Origin of the sequence: Methylobacterium sp. FF17 (genome assembly GCF_025813715.1) — a bacterium.
GTDB classification, from domain to species: Bacteria; Pseudomonadota; Alphaproteobacteria; order Rhizobiales; family Beijerinckiaceae; genus Methylobacterium; species Methylobacterium flocculans.
On sequence record NZ_CP107532.1, the window covers coordinates 1,689,543 to 1,706,235 of the forward strand.

The window sequence follows — 16,693 nt, forward strand, 5'->3', positions numbered from 1 at the left end:
ATGATTATTGATAGAATACTATCTTGCGAGGAAATTATTTCCGGTGACTCTGCAGAGAATTCGGCGAGTGTAGTATCTGAACTATTACCGGAACATCAATATACCAGGGAACAACCATTTTACATTGATATTACAAAAGTAAATTCAGAAGTTCGCGCTAGTCTTGAACAAACATTTTCTCAAAAAGTATCAGCGTTGAGGAAAATTCACCTTTTTAGCTTCCGTCAGGGAGTTGTGTTTGGACAAGGTTCAGTCGTAACAGCAAACTCCGCGCTGATCAGGGACAGCGTCGCAGAATTCATCAATCATAACCTAGCTCCAGAGGGAAGTACTGCATCAGGCACATCCTTCAAGATCGACAATTTTGACAACCTGCGCTGCCTCCATGGCACTTCTGTTTTGGTGAAGAGGCCGTGGTATCGGAATTATGGTCATTGGCTGGTCGATCTGATGCCTATCCTTCCATTACTGGAAAAAGGAAATTTCGTCGTCAACAACATCATCTTCGGGGATGTGCCGGAGGGTAATCTTAAGTTGATGATGGAGAAGTCTGCAGCCTTACTGTATCCTACCGCAAATGTCGTCTTTGCCGGCGACCATGAAGTCCTCAAATGCGAGCAGCTTTATTACGTCAGGCCGGTACATGTCCCGCCCCTTTTCAAACACCCCGATGCGATAACACAGAGCGTCGAACTTTCACGGAAACTCTTCCCGTCGAGCTCATCAATCAAACATAAGAGAGTATACATCAGCCGAAACAAAACGAACACACGTCGCATTGTGAATGAAGAAGAATTAACCAGCGTCTTATCTGCGAACGGATTTGTGACAATCTACCCAGAATCAATGAACATTTCCGAGCAAATCGCTATCTTTGAGAATTCTGAGGTGACTATTGGAGTAAAAGGAGCCGCATTTACAAATTCTATATTTTGCAACAAAAATTGCCATATTGTCCTGTTGAGTCCCCCAAGATTTACTGACCCCTTTTTCTGGGATCTTATTTCCCAGAGAGGTATAAAGTTTTCCGAAATCTATTGCAGGGAACCAGATAATCAGACAAGTACTGATATATCCAATACCGATCTCCATGTAAACATGGAGAGCATTAGCGCATTGATGAAGTTGCTATAGGACATCAAGTGGGGCAGGAGACAAATGACAGGCTTCCTGCCCCTGTCAGACCTTGTATTACTTAGGGACCAACAAACAAGGAAGCATCAAATCCGTACAATATCGCTTCTGCTGAAGTAATTTTGTACTCTTTATAGAATTTCTGGAAAGACTCATCATTCATATCAATATTTATATATTCATCGACAATTTTGTAGTAATTGTCGGACAATACATCCGACCCGGGATCAAGATTTGTGATACATATATTACCGGTCGGGCTGGTATCAACCGGCGTAACGCGTAAATCAGGCCGATATTCTTTCAATATTGGAAGTAGTTTCCAAACATCTCCAGTCCACCATGTTGCCAAGTCGCGATCTACGCGTGCATCCACTTGATGATACCGCTCTGTCATCTCTGCATTGGCTGGCAAACAATCATCCAGCATGATCAACCCATTACGATGACTGATTTTTTCACTGTTGATAAAATCCCGCAAAAGAAATTCGAACTGGTGAAGACCATCCAGAAAGACAACATCAATCATACTATTCAGAATTTTTGACAGATCGTGTTCACGGAAAAACTGGTCACTCGTCATCTGAAATAGGTGTAATTTTGACTTATTACCGATTACATTTGTATTGATCTGAAAGTTTGGATCGACTCCAATACTCGGACAATCTATCATTGCTAATGTTGCGCCATCTCGCACCCCGACTTCAAGATACCCTCTCGCACTCTTCTTTTTTATTATGCCGCTGATAAAGTCACGGAACAAAGGACCAGAGTGCATATGCCTGGACGTCATCTGGTTTAACTCCATTACCACAGTACCAAAATGAATTTGTGATATACCGGCCTGGTTTTTTGTTCAAGAGATCGATTAAATATTGTTTATTAAATCGCTTATGCTTGTGTTTTTATTTTTTCTCACCGCAGAATTGAAGGCCTCGGGCGTAGAGCTATTCGGAACAGGGATATTTCTATCCCGACCGCTTTTTGTTGAGAGTAACGTTTTTCGAAGTGCGACACTGTCGCCCCCCCCCCGACTTCATGTTCCGCGCGATGCGCTTGCGCCCCGCATCCACCTCCACCACGCGCACCTGCACCACGTCCCCCGGCTTCACCACGTCGCGCGGGTCCTTCACGAAGCGGTTCCGTGACGGTGGGCAGGCCGAAGGTGTCGTCGGTGAAGCGCGCTTCGGGTCGAGGCCGCGCAGGGCCCCCGTATTGCCGATCAGCGCCAGCTTACCGGGCGGTCACGGACTTGATCGTCGCAATGACCTTGTCGACTGGAATTTCCCACTGCTGAGCGTGGAAATCCCCGCCCGGCAATCTCCATTCGCCGATTGCTTGACCCAGCACGCAATCGTATCGAAGTTTCCGAACCGTCGCGATCCGGCGATAGCACCAGTTCAGATAAGCATCCATCATCAGTTCAATGATGACGGTGCCCGGCGTCGAAAAGCAGAGATTCGTCAACCCGGCTCCATGTGGTGAGACAACCAGTTGGGCGTTCTGGAAAAGCGTGATCTGTTCCAACTGGCTTAAATTCTCTAGCCGGACGATGACAAACCCCAATTGCTCCACAGCGGACACAACGGCGTCCTCATTCACCAACTTCCTCAGGCTCGATCCCCGCCGATCGACATAGACATGCGTCGGGCTGCCGGAAACGGCCGGCGTCCGCGCCAGAATCCGATCGAAAAAAGCATTCATCTGCGGATGGAAGTCGAACACGCCGTGGAGCGTCCAGGGAAAAACCAGTTCGTCGACCAGAAACGTATCACGCGACGTGACGTAGCGGACCGAGACCGTTGCCGGCAGGCCATGAAGGCGGATCAACTCCGACTGCCCGACTCCGCCTTCCGGCAGAAGAAGGTGATTGATGCCGTCGAGGGAGGCTTCAGGAAGGAGCGCGAGGCGTGCGACGCCATCGATGACGGAATGAAAATAATTCTTCGCGATGCCAAGCAATGATAAAGTCCGGCCCTGCAAACGGTACGGAATCCTATCGGGTATCGTAATGCAGTCATCGACCCACAAATAATTGTGAACTTCCGGTATGGTGTGCCACAATGTTTCAGATACGACGCAGCCTGAGAAGCAAATAATTCCGACTTGACTATGTAAAATCACGTCGCGTAATTTATAAATCCCGGCTGGAAAAGCTCTGTACTCTCTCTGATCCCATGCGATGTGACTTTCAAGCTCGCGTGTCTTTTGGTTTTTGAATTCACCTTGCGCGATCTCACCAAGGGGATCGATGGTCACAACGCTTTGGGGCAGATCTGTCATGCCAAATACCTGACCCTTCACGGACAGGTGCGGCCAATAGACGGATTCTTTGACATGGCCTGTTCCATGACGATTCTCGTTCAAGATATCGCCGAGGCTTGCTGGGCGGAAGGTGTTTGAGTTGACCATCAGATGAACGCCCTTTAGCCCCGCTCAACTAAAAAAATAGCTTGTTCGTATCTGGGTTCCTAGCGTTTCCCAGTTACAGGATGTGGAATTGTGGCGTCCCAGGCCTTTGGTCCTGATCAACAGCTTACGTCGTTGTCCCGAGCCCTCAGCGCTTCAGGACCGTTTCGATGCCGCAGCGCGCAGCAGTGCATCGGCCAGAGCACCTTGAGGTGACGCGTCCGTCGCCGGCAGCGGGTGTGATGGCGACAGTCTCGAAATCGGAGGCTTCGGCATTTCCCGGCCCGGTGCACGCCCAGCCTCCCCCGACTTCATGCTCAGCGCGATGCGCTTGCGCCCCGCATCCACCTCCACCACGCGCACCTGCACGACGTCCCCCGGCTTCACCACGTCCCGCGGGTCCTTCACGAAGCGGTCGGCCAGCATCGAGATGTGCACCAGGCCGTCCTGGTGGACGCCGATGTCGACGAAGGCGCCGAAGGCCGCGACGTTGGTGACGACGCCCTCCAGGCGCATGCCCGGCTTGAGGTCGGTGATCTTCTCGACGCCCTCCTGGAAGGTCGCGGTCCGGAAGGCCGGGCGCGGGTCGCGGCCGGGCTTTTCCAGCTCGGCGAGGATGTCGGTGACGGTGGGCAGGCCGAAGGTGTCGTCGGTGAAGCGCTTCGGGTCGAGGCCGCGCAGGGCCCCCGTATTGCCGATCAGCGCCTGGATCGGCTGGCCCGTGGCGGCGAGAATGCGGCGCACCACCGGGTAGGCCTCCGGGTGCACCCCCGAGGCGTCGAGGGGGTCGGCCCCGTCGCGGATGCGCAGGAAGCCGGCGGCGAGTTCGTAGGCCTTGGGGCCCAGCCCCGCCACCTTCTTGAGGCTGGCCCGGCTGCGGAACGGGCCGTGGGCATCGCGGTGGACGACGATGTTGCCGGCGACCCGGGCGGTGAGGCCCGAGACCCGGGCCAGGAGCGGGACCGACGCCATGTTCACGTCGACGCCGACGCCGTTCACGCAATCCTCCACCACCGCGTCGAGGGAGCGCGAGAGCTTCCCCTCGGCCAGATCGTGCTGGTACTGCCCGACGCCGATGGCCTTGGGCTCGATCTTCACGAGTTCGGCCAGCGGGTCCTGCAGGCGCCGGGCGATGGAGACGGCGCCGCGGATCGAGACGTCGAGGTCGGGTAGCTCCGCGCTGGCATAGGCCGAGGCCGAGTAGACCGAGGCGCCGGCCTCCGAGACCATGACCTTGGTCAGCGTCAGCTCCGGCTGCTTGGCGATGAGCTCGGCCGCCAGCCGGTCGGTCTCGCGCGACGCCGTGCCGTTGCCGATGGCGACGAGTTCGACCCCGTGCGCCCGGCAGAGCCTGGCCAGCGCGATCAGGGCCCCGTTCCAGTCCCGGCGCGGCTCGTGCGGATAGATCGTGTCGGTCGCCACCACCTTGCCGGTGGCATCCACCACCGCGACCTTCACGCCGGTGCGGAAGCCCGGATCGAGCCCGAGGGTCGGCCGCGCCCCGGCCGGTGCGGCGAGGAGCAGGTCGCGCAGGTTGCCGGCGAACACCGTGACCGCGCCGGCCTCGGCCACCGCCCAAAGGCGCGCGCGCAGGTCCGTGTCGGTGGCGGGTTTCAGGCGCGTGCGCCAGGCGCGGCGCACCGTCTCCAGGAGGAAGCCGTCGCCCGGCCGACCCTGGTCGCGGATGCCGAAGGTTTTCGCGATGCGCAGTTCCTGCGATCCGGGCTGGCCCTTGGCCGGCTCGTCCGCCACCGCGTCGGCGATGGAGAGATCCAGCACCTCCTCCTTCTCGCCCCGGAACAGCGCCAGGATGCGGTGCGAGGGCAGCTTCACCAGGGCTTCCGAGAAGTCGAAGTAGTCCGAGAACTTCTCGCCGGAGGCCGCCTTGCCGGCCTTCACCGTGGCGACCATGCGGCCGCGCTGCCAGCCGGTCTCGCGCAGGGATCCCACCAGTTCCGGGTCCTCGCTGAAGCGCTCGATGAGGATCGCGCGGGCGCCCTCCAGGGCGGCCTCGGCGTCGGCGACGCCCTTGCCGGCATCGACGTAGGCTCCGGCCGCCGCCTCCGGCCGCTGGTCCGGCCGGGCGAGCAGGGCCTCGGCCAGCGGCGCGAGTCCGGCTTCGCGGGCCACCTGCGCCTTCGTCCGGCGCTTGACCTTGAAGGGGAGATAGAGGTCCTCCAGCCGGGCCTTGGTGTCGGCCGCCAGGATACGCGCCTTCAGTCCGGCCTCGAGCTTGCCCTGCGCCTCGATCGCCTCCAGCACCGCCGCCCGGCGCGCCTCGAGGTCCCGCAGGTACGCGAGGCGCTCCTCCAGGGTGCGCAACTGGGTGTCGTCGAGGGTGCCGGTGACCTCCTTGCGGTAGCGCGCGATGAACGGCACCGTCGCGCCCCCGTCGAGCAGGTCGATGGCGGCTCTCACCTGCCAATCCGCCACGCCGAGTTCGGCGGCGAGCTTCGTGTCGATGGCGGCCATGCGGCGTCTCCCGGTGGGGCGGGGGTGTCTACAGGGCCGGGCGCCGGATGGTCAAACCGGAGAATCGGGTGCGCGGCTCCGAACGCGTCGGGCCCGGCCAATATTCGATCAATTATCAAGATCGTCTGTAATTGTTCGACTTGATGATTTGCGATATATATTGATTCGCTCGATTACATCGAAGTGCTCGCCGTAAAATCACCAATGGAGCCGGAAATGCGTACATTGTCGACGCTGGCGATCGCTTTTGCCCTGGCCACGGCCGCCTTCGCCATCACGATGCTGGCGAAACCACCCGTCTCGGAAGCGCGGGTCAGCGCGACGATCGACACCTACGCGCTGACGCTCAGCGCCAACCCGGCCGACGCGTCTCCCTACGAATGCCAGTAGGGCCGTCACGGCCCGCGCGGGTCGTCCCTCACGCCACCATGTCCCAGGTCTCGGTCAGCGCCAGACCGCCCCGCGTGAGGCGGGCGCGCAGGATCACGTCGCCCGCCGGCATCGGCGCGGGCGGCCGCCACTCCACGTAGAGCCGCCAGCCCCCGGTCTGGGGCACGAACTCCACCACCGGATCGACCATCGTGCCGGCGCTCGCCGAAACATCGGCGGCGAGCGTCGCGTTCCGGTCGGTGGGTAGCCCCGTCCCCTCGAAATCCACGACGTAGAGGCGCCGACCCGGGCTCGGCGGGTTGGTCGGGCGCAGGCGCTCGGCCGAGCCGACGCGGGTGGAGACCACGCGGGCCAGGGTGCCGGGCACCGCCGCCACGGGCTCCGCATCCACCGTGGTCAGCGTGTAGGACACGGGGTGTTCGGCCCCGGCGGTCACAGGGTCGCCGGGCACGAAGGCCGCCACGATGTTGTCCATGTACTCCTCGCGGGACGGGATCTCGAAGAGCTGGACCGCGCCGCGCCCGAACCCGGTTTCCGGCGTCACCCAGAGGCCGGGCCGGGCCTCGTGCCGGGCCTGCACGTCGAGATAGGCGGGAAAGTCCCGCTCGCGCTGGAGCAGGCCGAACCCCTCCAGCGGGTCGACCCCGAAGGCCGAGATCTGCGGCTGCGCCCGACCGTTGGTGAGGGGCCGCCAGAGCCGCTCCCCGCGCGTGAGCACGGCGAGGCCGTCGGAATCATGGACCTGGGGCCGCGCGTCGTCGAAGGGTTCGGCCCCCCGCGCGCCGGGCCCGTTCGCCCCGTGCAGGAACATGCTGGTGAGCGGCGCCAGCCCGAGCCGGTCGAGGGCGACGCGGGGATGGAGGGAGGCCTCCACCCGCATCACCGAGGGGTCGCCCGGCGCGACCTGGAAGCGGTAGGCGCCCGCCAGACTCGGCGAATCGAGGAGAGCCCAGATCTCGATCGTGCGCGCCTCCGCCGCCGGCTCGCAGATCCAGAAAGCGGTGAAATCCGGAAACTCTTCCGCACCCGGCCCGCCGGTGCGAATCGCGGCGCCCCGGGCTGAGAGGCCGTATTCCTGGCCGAAGCCCCGCAGCCGGAAATACGAGGCGCCGAGGAAGACCAGGACTTCCTCCTGGTTGCCCGGGGCCTTGGCGTCGAAGGCATAGTGCAGCCGGAAGCCCGCGAAGCCGAGGTCCGGGGCGAAGCCCTGACCCGTCAGGTCGGGTCCGAGGTCGAACAGGTCCGAGGTGTAGGGGATCGGCCGGGCCGGGCCTTCGCGCGGCTGCAGAGACAGCGCGACGCGCTTGCGCTGCAGGAAGCCGCGATGGAACAGCTGCGCCGAGAACGAGCGCCCGAGGCGCGGGGCCGCCTCCGGGCGGAAGGTGATGGCCCGGTAGCCGTCATAGGAGAGCCCGGCCAGCGCCGGGGGCAGGTCGTCCGGTGCCGCCTGGTAGGGGCTCGCCGCCAGGGCCCGCGCTTTCGCCTTCACACCCTCGAATGTTAAGGCATCGGCGGCCTCCGCATGCGTTCGGCCAGCATTCAGATCGTACGCACTAGGAAGGACCATCCCCACGGCCACGCTGAGCGTGGTTCGCAGGGCCCGCCGCCGCGAGACGAATTCGGCCTGCCCGGGTTCCTCGAGACCCTCGCCATCGCCCATCTGTTCCCTTTCGCCGGTCGGTTCCGGTGATGGGTCACGGTGTGCCCCACCTTCGAGTTCGCCGCGCCCATGTCCCAGAGACTTGAGTCCCCAAGGTTGTCGCACGGCGCCCCGGCGGCTGGAATCCCGGGCCCGGCGGAAATCGCGGGCCCGCGCACCTTCCTGGCGCGGCGGCTGCTCCTGGCCCTGCCGCCGCTCGCCCTGGGGGCCATCGTCACCGCCCTGGCGCTGGCCGCCTACGGAACACCGGCCGGCCTCCTCGACGGGGCCGTGCTCGCCCTGTTCGCCCTGGTCATGACCTGGCAGGCCTTCGTCGCCTGGCAGTACGTCTACGGCCTCGTCGCCACGGCGTTCGGGGACCGGGCCAAGTCCGAGCTGGAGCGCCGCTCGCTCACCGTACCGGCGGAGGCCTCGGGCCTGAGCCGCACGGCCGCCGTGGTGGCGATCCACGCGGAGGACGCGGTGGCGGTGTTCGCGGCCCTGCGCGTCATGGCCCGCTCGCTCCAGCGCGCCGGGGGAGACGGCGGCGACATCGACATCTTCGTCCTCTCCGACACCCGCGACGGGGCGATCGCGGCGGTGGAGGAGCACGAGTTCGCGCGCATCGAGGCCTGGACCCGCCAGAACGGCCCCGGCCTGCCGCGCATCCGCTACCGCCGGCGCCGGGACAATGCGGGCCGCAAGGCCGGCAACATCGCGGAGTTCTGCCGGACCTACGGGCCCGAATACGATTTCATGATCGTGCTCGACGCCGACAGCCTGATGACCGGCACGGCCATGCGCCGCCTCGCCCGGCTGATGGAGGAGAGTCCCCGCGTCGGCCTGATCCAGACCGTGTCCTACGCCACCGGGCGCGACACCCTGTTCGCCCGCATCCAGCAATTCGCCGTGCGCCTCTACGCGCCCCTCGCCATTCGCTGCCTGGAGACCTGGCAGGGGCCGGACGGGAGCTACTGGGGCCACAACGCGATCGTGCGGGTCGCCGCCTTCGCCGACAACGCCGAGCTCCCGGTGCTGCCGGGCAAGGCCCCCTTGGGCGGCGAGATCCTCTGCCACGACATCGTGGAAGGGGCGCTCCTGCGCCGGGCCGGCTGGGAGGTCTGCCTGTTGCCGGAGATGGGCGGCACCTGGGAGGAGATGCCGACGAACCTCGTCGACCTCCTCGGGCGCGAGCGCCGCTGGTGCCAGGGCAACATGCAGCACCTGCGCGTCACCGCCATGCCGGACCTGCGCCCCGCCAGCCGCTGGCACCTCATCGTGGGTATCCTCTCCTACATGGCCTGTCCGCTCTGGGTGGCGTTCCTGACGCTCGGCACCATCCAGGCGGCGCGGACCGGCGAGCTCGGCCTCCTCGGCTATGGCCTCACCGGCACGGGCGCCGCCGCCCACGCGCTGGCGGCCCTCGTGGTCACGATCCTGGCCCTGCCGAAACTGCTCAGCCTCGGCCATGTCCTGGCCTCGGCCGAGCGCCGGGCGGCCTTCGGCGGCACCGCCTCGCTCCTCAGGAGCGCGGTCCTGGAACAGGCGATCTGGGTCCTGCTCTGGCCGGTGATGACGCTGTTCGCGGCGGGCGCCGTCGCCACCACCTTCGTCGGCCGCGTGGTGCGCTGGGACGCGCAGATCCGCGACGACCGCCGGGTGCCGTGGCGGGAGGCCTGCCGGCTCCAGGTCGATACCCTCGTGGCGGGCGCCCTGCTCACGGCGGGCCTGCTCTATGCCGGCGATCCCTGGCTCGCCCTGTGGATGGCGCCGGTGGCGCTCGGCCTGCTCTCCAGCCCCGCCCAGAGCGTGCTGACCAGCAGCGCGCGGCTGGGCCGGCGCTCGCAGGCGCGGCGCCTGTTCCTCACCGTGGACGACACCGCCCGCGCGGCCGAACTCACCGCCCTGGCGCAGAGCAGGGGCGGCGTGGAGGAGCCGGGCCGCGAGCGACAGCCGCCGGCCTGGATCGCCGACGAGGTTCCGGCCTCCTCCAGCTGATCCGGCGCGCTACTGGTTGTTGAGGACCTTGATCGGGTCCGTGCGCTGGGCCGGGCTCGGCTCCTGGGTGACGCTGCTGGCGCCCTTGCCCGCGCCGGAATCCCCGGCCTGCTTCGGCAGGCCGGTGCCGCTGGCGAGTTCGAGGCAGGTCACCATCTCGACGTAGGAGGGGAAGCCGCCCGCCTGGAACTGCTTCTCGCACTGGTTCTTGGCGGCCGGCGTGAACTCGTTCCAGCGGCGCTTGACCTCCGCGTGGGAGGCGCGCTCGGAGCGCAGGCATCCTTCCTGGCTGGCATTGTCGCTGACGCTCGCCGAGGCCGCCGACCGGCAGGTCTGCTCGATGTTCAGGTCCGGCGGGCCACTCTCGGCACGGGCGGAGGCGCCGAGGAGCAGGAGGGCGAGGGCTCCGGTGCAGGGGACGAGCGTTCTCATGGTCGGGGGTCTTTCGCATGAGGGCCTGCGCGTGGAGGCCCGGTCGTCGCGTCAACGCGCGAGCCCCCGCCCCCGCACCACCAAAAGATTCATACGCTCCGCAAGGCCGCGTCGAGGTCGGCGAACAGGTCCTCGACCGCCTCGATGCCGGTGGAAAGGCGCAGGAGGTCCGGCGGGCACGGGGAATCCGGTCCCTCCACCGAGGCGCGATGCTCGATCAGGCTCTCGACGCCCCCGAGCGAGGTCGCCCGCTTCCACAGCCGCACCCGCGCGGCCGTGCGAATCGCCGCCGCCTCTCCGGCCGCCACCCGGATCGACAGCATGAAGCCGAAGCCGTCCTCCATCTGCCGGGCCGCCACCGCGTGGCCGGGATCGTCGGCCAGCCCGGGATAGAGCACGTGCGAAACGCAAGGGTGTCCCTGGAACCGGTGGGCGAGCTCGGCGGCCCCCGCCGATTGCGCCGCCACGCGCAGGGGCAGGGTCCGCAGCGATCGCATCAGCAGGTAGGCCTCGAAGGGCCCGAGGATGGCGCCCCCGCTCGCGCGGATCGCGGCGAGGCGCTCCCAGAACGCGTCCACCCGGGCCCCGGCGAGCACGCCCGCCACCACGTCGGAATGGCCGTTCAGGATCTTGGTGGCGGAGTGCATCACGATGTCGGCGCCGAGCGTCAGCGGCCGGGTGTGGATCGGCGAGGCGGCGGTGGAATCCACCGCCAGCCGCGCGCCCGCCGCGTGGGCGATGCGGGCGGCCTGCGCGATGTCGGTGATCGTCCAGAGCGGGTTGCCCGGCGTCTCGATCCAGACGAGCTTCGTCGTGCCGGGGCGGATCGCCCGTTCCAGGGCGGCGAGGTCGTCCATGTCGACGAAGTCCACCGCGATGCCCCGGCGCGGCATCTCGGCGCTGAGCCAGTGCTTCAGGCCCCAGTACATCACCCGGGGCGCCAGGACGTGGTCGCCGGGTTCGAGAGCCGTGAACACCGTCGTGGCCGCCGCCATGCCGGAGCCGAACAGCAGGGCGCCGGCCTGCGCCTCCTCCAGCATCGCCAGCACGGCCTCCGCTTCCCGCACCGTGGCGTTGTCGGGCCGGGCATAGGAGAAGCCCGAGCTGTAGCCGTTGTCCGGATCGCGCAGGAAGGTGGTGGCGACATGCAGCGGCGTCACCACGCCCCGGGTCACCGGGTCGACATGGCCGAGCGCCTGAGCGGCGAGGCTGCGCTTCGCGAACGGAGCATCCGGAGGGGGCGGCGCGTTCGGTTCCGACATGGGGCGTGTTCCTGTGAGGTCCGCGTTCGATGTGATCCGAGCCTGCAGGCAGGCCAAGCGACCACAACCGGGGGTTTCGACGGGTGCTTCGCGCCCCATCTCATACCAAATCCGGTTGATCCCTTCGGGATGACGGATTCGGGCCTCGCTCAGGCGCCGCGCCGGCTGCTCCGATACGGCGTCCGCTTCGATGACGCGAATGCCGTATCGGATCGACTCTCTGACCAAGGAATCCCGTTCGTCATGTCCCGCGCCTCATCCCCGACCCACGTTCCCACGCAGCCCGCCCTGTCCCTGCCGCTTCGGCTGGCGGCGGCGATCCTGCCCGTGGCGTTGACGGCCGTGCTGGGCTCCGCCGCCACGGGGCCGAACATCGAGGGCTGGTACGCGGGCCTGACGAAGCCGTCCTTCAACCCGCCGAACTGGGCCTTCCCCGTCGCCTGGACGATCCTCTACGCGATGATCGCCCTCTCGGCTTTCCGGCTCCTGGGCGCCCGGCCCCGCACGGGGCCGACCGTCGGAGCCTGGCGGCTGGCGCTCCTCGCCTTCGCGGTGCAGCTCGCCCTCAACGCCGCCTGGACGCCGACCTTCTTCGCCGCCCACGCCCTCGGGGCCGCCCTGGTGGTCTCGGGCGCGATGTGGGTGATGATCCTCTGGACGATCCGCCTGTCCTGGCGCTTCGACCGGGCGGCGGCGTGGCTGCTGGTGCCCTACGCCGCCTGGGTCGGCTTCGCGACCGTGCTCACCGGCGCGATCTGGCGCCTCAACTGAGGGAAACTTACTCCGCCGCCTCGACGAACACCGTGCCGGCGCGGGGCAGGTCGAGGGTGTCCCAGGTCTCGGTCAACGCCGCCGTCAGCTTGGCGATGCGGGCATCGTCGTGGAAGGGCGAGGGTGTGATCCGCAGGCGCTCGGTGCCGCGCGGCACGGTCGGGTAGTTGATCGGCTGGATGTAGATGCCGTGGTGCTCGAGCAGGTGGTCGGCCGCCGCCTTGCACAGCTCGGCGTCGCCCACCATCACGGGCACGATGTGGGTGTCGGTGTGCAGCACCGGCAGGCCGGCGGCCTCCAGGGCGGCCTTGGTCCGCGCGGCCTGGCGCTGATGCGCCTCGCGCTCGGCATTCGAGCGCTTGAGGTAGCGCACCGAGGCGATGGCGGCGGCCGCGATGGCCGGCGGCAGGGCGGTGGTGAAGATGAAGCCCGGGGCGTGGCTGCGGACCGCGTCGCAGAGGACGGCCGAGCCGGTGATGTAGCCGCCCACGCAGCCGTACCCCTTGGCGAGCGTACCCTCGATCACGTCGACCCGGTGCATCACGCCGTCGCGCTCGGAGATGCCGCCGCCGCGCGCGCCGTAGAGGCCGACCGCGTGGACCTCGTCGAGGTAGGTCATGGCGCCGTACCGGTCCGCCAGATCGCAGATCGCGCCGATGTCGGAGACGTCGCCGTCCATGGAATAGACGCTCTCGAAGGCGATCAGCTTCGGGCGGTCGCCCGCCGCGATCAGCAGTTCCTCGAGATGGGCGAGGTCGTTGTGGCGGAAGACGCGCTTCTCGCAGCCGGAATGGCGCACGCCCTCGATCATCGAGTTGTGGTTGAAGGCGTCCGACAGGATCAGGCAGTTCGGGATCAGCTTGGCGATGGTCGAGATGCCGGCCTGGTTCGAGACGTAGCCCGAGGTGAAGACGAGGCCCGCCTCCTTGCCGTGCAGGTCGGCGAGCTCGCGCTCCAGGTCCACCAGCGGCGAGTTGTTGCCCGCGATGTTGCGGGTGCCGCCGGCGCCCACGCCGCAGCGGGCGGCCGTGCGGGTCATGGCGCCGACCACGTCCGGGTGCTGACCCATGCCGAGGTAGTCGTTCGAGCACCATACGGTGATCTCGGAGGTGCCGCCGTCGGGCTTGCGCCAATGCGCGGTCGGGAAGCGGCCGGCGATGCGCTCGATATCGGCGAAGACGCGGTAGCGGCGCTCGCCGTGCAGGCGGTCCAGGGCGGTGCGGAAGTGGGACTCGTAATCGGTTCGGCCGCGCTGGGCGGAGCCTCGGTCGCAGCCCGTGCTGGATTCCTGGCCCGCTCCCTGCTTCGTGTCGCTGATCTTGATCGTCGCGGACATGCGGTTCACGGGCATCCGTCCTTCACGCTTGGGCTGGTGGCCGGCGGTGGGATCGCGGCCTTTGGCGGGGATCTTTCCCACACGGACCCTCGTGCGGGGGGCCCTTGATGCGATCGGTCGTCCGGGACGAGCCTGACGCAGACTCTTGAAGGAGTTGCTGACGAAGCCCGTCCGGTGGCACGGGTTTCCCCGACGCGATGGCGACGATACAGGTGAACTTGGAATTGGTTCAAGTCGACATCCGCATTCCTGCTTTGCATTGACCGGGCGGCCCCTGCAAAGCCGACGCGGCGTCGTGGGACGAAGCGTCGCGTCGCCCCTTCCTCGATCCGCAACCGGACCCGCGCAGCATGGCCGACGAGTTCCAGGACCAGCCCCAGGACGAGACGAAAGCGCCGAAGAGCGCGGCCGAGCAGCGGGCCGAGCGCCTGAAGGCGGCCCTGCGCGACAACCTGCGGCGGCGCAAGGCGCAGGTGCGTGGCCGCGCGACGGCCGAGCCCGGGCCGGACGAAACGCCCGGATCGGACAGCCGGGCATAATCGGGCCGCGCGATCCTCCTTTTCGCCAAAACCTGACTATAAGGTGGACGTTTCCACGGGGGCGGCGCGCGTCCCGCCGGATTCGACGTTCGGATGTCTCCCGCCGGCGGCATCGCGCGCGCCCATCGAAAGCGCCACCTCGAAAGCGCCCCTGGCGAGCAAGGTTTTAGGAACAATGGACCGCATCAACATCATCGGCGGCCGGCCGCTGCACGGGGTGATCCCGATCTCCGGCGCCAAGAACGCCGCGCTGCCCCTGATGATCGCCAGCCTGATGACCGGCGAGACCCTGGAACTCGGCAACGTGCCGCGCCTCGCCGACATCAACGCCCTCCTGCGCATCCTCGGCAACCACGGCGTCGATCACATGGTGGTGGGCAAGCGCCCCGGCCAGACCACGGAGACCGGCCAGACCATCCGGCTCACCGCCTCGAACGTCATCGACACCACGGCGCCCTACGAACTCGTCTCGACCATGCGGGCGAGCTTCTGGGTGATCGCGCCGCTGCTCGCCCGCTTCGGCGAGGCCCGCGTCTCCATGCCCGGCGGCTGCGCCATCGGCACCCGCCCCGTCGATCTCCTGCTGATGGCACTGGAGCGCCTCGGCGCCACGATCGAGGTCGATGGCGGCTACGTGGTGGCGCGCGCCAAGAACGGCCTGCGCGGCGGTGAGATCCACTTCCCCAAGGTGACCGTGGGCGGCACCCACGTGGCGCTGATGGCGGCGGCCCTGGCCAACGGCTCCACCCTGATCGAGAACGCGGCGCGCGAGCCCGAGGTCGTGGATCTGGCCGCCTGCCTGACCAAGATGGGCGCCCGCATCGAGGGCGCCGGCACGCCGCGCATCACGATCGAGGGCGTCTCGCGCCTGCACGGCGCCCGCCACGCCGTGCTGCCCGACCGGATCGAGACCGGTACCTACGCCATGGCGGTGGCGATGACCGGGGGCGACGTCACCCTGGGGAACACCCGCGCCGACCTTCTGCATTCGGCCCTCGACGTGCTCGGGACCACGGGCGCCGAGATCACCACCGGCACCGACACGATCCGCATCCGCCGCAACGGCGGCGGCATCGCGGCGGTCGACGTGACCACCGATCCGTTCCCGGGATTCCCCACCGACCTGCAGGCGCAGTTCATGGCGCTGATGACGCTGGCCAAGGGCCAGTCGAACATCCGCGAGACGATCTTCGAGAACCGCTTCATGCACGTGCAGGAACTGGCCCGCCTCGGCGCCAAGATCCGTCTCGAGGGAGATCTCGCGATCGTAGAGGGCGTCGAGCGCCTGAAGGGGGCCCCGGTGATGGCGACCGACCTGCGCGCGTCCGTGTCCCTCGTGATCGCGGGTCTGGCGGCGGAGGGCGAGACCAGCATCAACCGGGTCTACCACCTCGATCGCGGCTTCGAGGCCCTGGAGGCCAAGCTCGCCCGCTGCGGCGCCGAGATCACCCGCGTGCGCGCCTGAGGCAGGGTCCGGCCCGGACGCGCCCGGGACCGGACGGGGTTTCTTTGCGTTGGGTCAGATGCGCCGGCGCATCTGACCCGCTCGGGTCCGGCTTTCCGATGCCGCCGGTCACGCCGAACTGCCGGCTTCGTGCCGTGCCGACACCCAGGGGTCCGAACACCATGGCAACCCAGAAGAACGCGCTCATCGTCGGGGCCTCGCGCGGCCTCGGCCTCGGCCTCGTCGAGACCTTCCTGCAACGGGGCTGGCGGGTGACCGCGACGCAGCGCTCCGCCTCGCCGGGCCTCGCCGGTCTGTCCTGCGATGCCCTCCGGGTGGAGACCGCCGACATCGACGACGATGCCGCCGTGGCGGCCCTGCACGGGCGCCTCGCCGGCCAGAGCTTCGACCTGATCTTCGTGGTGGCCGGCGTCGCCACCCAGGCCCACGACCCGCTCCACGAAGTCCCGCGCGACGTGGCGGCCCGGGTCTATCTCACCAACGCGGTGAGCCCGGTGCGCTTCGCGGAAGCCTTCCTCGACCGGCTCGCGCCGCAGGGCCTCGTCGCCTTCATGAGCTCGATCCTCGGCAGCGTCGCCCTCAACGAATCCGGCGGCTGGGAGACGTACCGGGCGAGCAAGGCCGCCCTCAACACCCTCGCGCGCAGCTTCGAGATCCGCCACCGCGAGAAGGGCCTCGGCGTGCTGCTGCTGCATCCGGGCTGGGTCCGCACCGAGATGGGCGGGGCGGAGGCCGACATCGACGTGGCCACCAGCGTCACCGGCACGGCCGACGTGATCGAGGGATACCTCGGACAGACCGGAACGGCCTACCGGGACTACACGGGTCAGACGCTGGACTGGTGAG

Annotated in this window: 14 protein-coding genes and 1 pseudogene; 7 read left to right on the top strand and 8 right to left on the bottom strand. The window is 66.3% G+C overall.

Annotation, left to right across the window (positions count from 1 at the left end; translation table 11 throughout):
- Window positions 1-1,134: a glycosyltransferase family 61 protein gene (locus OF380_RS07800; RefSeq protein WP_264050205.1), complete on the top strand. Its 1,134-nt coding sequence runs from the start codon at window positions 1-3 to the stop codon at window positions 1,132-1,134.
- 61 nt (window positions 1,135-1,195) lie between these two features.
- On the opposite strand, the gene OF380_RS07805 is transcribed toward OF380_RS07800, so the two are convergent.
- From OF380_RS07805 to OF380_RS07820, 4 genes and pseudogenes are all read right to left on the bottom strand, one after another.
- Entirely contained in the window at window positions 1,196-1,927 is a 732-nt protein-coding gene (locus tag OF380_RS07805; RefSeq protein WP_264050206.1) for a class I SAM-dependent methyltransferase, read from the bottom strand.
- A 229-nt stretch (window positions 1,928-2,156) separates the two neighbouring features.
- A pseudogene (locus OF380_RS07810) lies at window positions 2,157-2,276 on the bottom strand (S1 RNA-binding domain-containing protein); the annotation flags it as partial.
- A 91-nt stretch (window positions 2,277-2,367) separates the two neighbouring features.
- The gene (locus OF380_RS07815; RefSeq protein WP_264050208.1) at window positions 2,368-3,546 is read right to left on the bottom strand and encodes a glycosyltransferase family 61 protein; all 1,179 of its coding nucleotides are present in this window, start codon (window positions 3,544-3,546) and stop codon (window positions 2,368-2,370) included.
- A 153-nt stretch (window positions 3,547-3,699) separates the two neighbouring features.
- Entirely contained in the window at window positions 3,700-6,015 is a 2,316-nt protein-coding gene (locus OF380_RS07820) for a Tex family protein (RefSeq protein ID WP_264050209.1), read from the bottom strand.
- Window positions 6,016-6,231: 216 nt separating this feature from the next.
- Between OF380_RS07820 and OF380_RS07825 the strand changes: the two genes are divergently transcribed.
- The gene (locus tag OF380_RS07825; protein WP_264050210.1) at window positions 6,232-6,405 is read left to right on the top strand and encodes a hypothetical protein; all 174 of its coding nucleotides are present in this window, start codon (window positions 6,232-6,234) and stop codon (window positions 6,403-6,405) included.
- Window positions 6,406-6,433: 28 nt separating this feature from the next.
- Here the strand turns inward: OF380_RS07825 and OF380_RS07830 are convergent, their stop codons facing one another.
- Window positions 6,434-8,065, bottom strand: a complete 1,632-nt coding sequence (locus OF380_RS07830; protein ID WP_264050211.1) for a glucan biosynthesis protein — start codon at window positions 8,063-8,065, stop codon at window positions 6,434-6,436.
- Window positions 8,066-8,134: 69 nt separating this feature from the next.
- Between OF380_RS07830 and mdoH the strand changes: the two genes are divergently transcribed.
- On the top strand, window positions 8,135-10,042 hold the full coding sequence (gene mdoH / locus OF380_RS07835) for a glucans biosynthesis glucosyltransferase MdoH (RefSeq protein WP_264050212.1): 1,908 nt from the start codon (window positions 8,135-8,137) through the stop codon (window positions 10,040-10,042).
- 9 nt (window positions 10,043-10,051) lie between these two features.
- On the opposite strand, the gene OF380_RS07840 is transcribed toward mdoH, so the two are convergent.
- Window positions 10,052-10,474 carry a hypothetical protein gene (locus OF380_RS07840; RefSeq protein ID WP_264050213.1) on the bottom strand — a complete coding sequence of 141 codons (423 nt, stop codon included), beginning with the start codon at window positions 10,472-10,474 and terminating at the stop codon, window positions 10,052-10,054.
- An 89-nt stretch (window positions 10,475-10,563) separates the two neighbouring features.
- Window positions 10,564-11,736: a trans-sulfuration enzyme family protein gene (locus OF380_RS07845; protein ID WP_264050214.1), complete on the bottom strand. Its 1,173-nt coding sequence runs from the start codon at window positions 11,734-11,736 to the stop codon at window positions 10,564-10,566.
- A gap of 243 nt (window positions 11,737-11,979) precedes the next feature.
- Between OF380_RS07845 and OF380_RS07850 the strand changes: the two genes are divergently transcribed.
- Window positions 11,980-12,507: a TspO/MBR family protein gene (locus OF380_RS07850; protein ID WP_264050215.1), complete on the top strand. Its 528-nt coding sequence runs from the start codon at window positions 11,980-11,982 to the stop codon at window positions 12,505-12,507.
- 7 nt (window positions 12,508-12,514) lie between these two features.
- On the opposite strand, the gene hemA is transcribed toward OF380_RS07850, so the two are convergent.
- Window positions 12,515-13,858, bottom strand: a complete 1,344-nt coding sequence (gene hemA / locus OF380_RS07855; RefSeq protein ID WP_264051234.1) for a 5-aminolevulinate synthase — start codon at window positions 13,856-13,858, stop codon at window positions 12,515-12,517.
- 335 nt (window positions 13,859-14,193) lie between these two features.
- On the opposite strand from hemA, the gene OF380_RS07860 reads away from it, so the two are divergent.
- The 3 genes from OF380_RS07860 (at window position 14,194) to OF380_RS07870 (ending at window position 16,692) form a co-directional block, all read left to right on the top strand.
- Window positions 14,194-14,382, top strand: coding sequence for a hypothetical protein (locus OF380_RS07860; protein WP_264050216.1), 189 nt, complete (start codon window positions 14,194-14,196; stop codon window positions 14,380-14,382).
- Window positions 14,383-14,557: 175 nt separating this feature from the next.
- The gene (murA, locus tag OF380_RS07865) at window positions 14,558-15,847 is read left to right on the top strand and encodes a UDP-N-acetylglucosamine 1-carboxyvinyltransferase (protein WP_264050217.1); all 1,290 of its coding nucleotides are present in this window, start codon (window positions 14,558-14,560) and stop codon (window positions 15,845-15,847) included.
- Between the two features lie 161 nt (window positions 15,848-16,008).
- Window positions 16,009-16,692 (top strand): SDR family oxidoreductase, encoded by a 684-nt coding sequence (locus OF380_RS07870; protein WP_264050218.1) that lies wholly within the window; start codon window positions 16,009-16,011, stop codon window positions 16,690-16,692.
- The last annotated feature ends 1 nt before the right edge of the window (window position 16,693 follow it).

Bases quoted from the DNA above. Each gene is read 5' to 3' on its own strand.
- OF380_RS07825 (WP_264050210.1), top strand. From the start codon at position 6,232: ATGCGTACATTGTCGACGCTGGCGATCGCTTTTGCCCTGGCCACGGCC.
- OF380_RS07860 (WP_264050216.1), top strand. From the start codon at position 14,194: ATGGCCGACGAGTTCCAGGACCAGCCCCAGGACGAGACGAAAGCGCCG.
- mdoH (WP_264050212.1), top strand. From the start codon at position 8,135: ATGTCCCAGAGACTTGAGTCCCCAAGGTTGTCGCACGGCGCCCCGGCG.
- OF380_RS07815 (WP_264050208.1), bottom strand. From the start codon at position 3,546: ATGGTCAACTCAAACACCTTCCGCCCAGCAAGCCTCGGCGATATCTTG.
- murA (WP_264050217.1), top strand. From the start codon at position 14,558: ATGGACCGCATCAACATCATCGGCGGCCGGCCGCTGCACGGGGTGATC.
- OF380_RS07870 (WP_264050218.1), top strand. From the start codon at position 16,009: ATGGCAACCCAGAAGAACGCGCTCATCGTCGGGGCCTCGCGCGGCCTC.
- OF380_RS07805 (WP_264050206.1), bottom strand. From the start codon at position 1,927: ATGACGTCCAGGCATATGCACTCTGGTCCTTTGTTCCGTGACTTTATC.
- hemA (WP_264051234.1), bottom strand. From the start codon at position 13,858: ATGCCCGTGAACCGCATGTCCGCGACGATCAAGATCAGCGACACGAAG.
- OF380_RS07830 (WP_264050211.1), bottom strand. From the start codon at position 8,065: ATGGGCGATGGCGAGGGTCTCGAGGAACCCGGGCAGGCCGAATTCGTC.
- OF380_RS07845 (WP_264050214.1), bottom strand. From the start codon at position 11,736: ATGTCGGAACCGAACGCGCCGCCCCCTCCGGATGCTCCGTTCGCGAAG.
- OF380_RS07820 (WP_264050209.1), bottom strand. From the start codon at position 6,015: ATGGCCGCCATCGACACGAAGCTCGCCGCCGAACTCGGCGTGGCGGAT.
- OF380_RS07850 (WP_264050215.1), top strand. From the start codon at position 11,980: ATGTCCCGCGCCTCATCCCCGACCCACGTTCCCACGCAGCCCGCCCTG.
- OF380_RS07840 (WP_264050213.1), bottom strand. From the start codon at position 10,474: ATGAGAACGCTCGTCCCCTGCACCGGAGCCCTCGCCCTCCTGCTCCTC.
- OF380_RS07800 (WP_264050205.1), top strand. From the start codon at position 1: ATGATTATTGATAGAATACTATCTTGCGAGGAAATTATTTCCGGTGAC.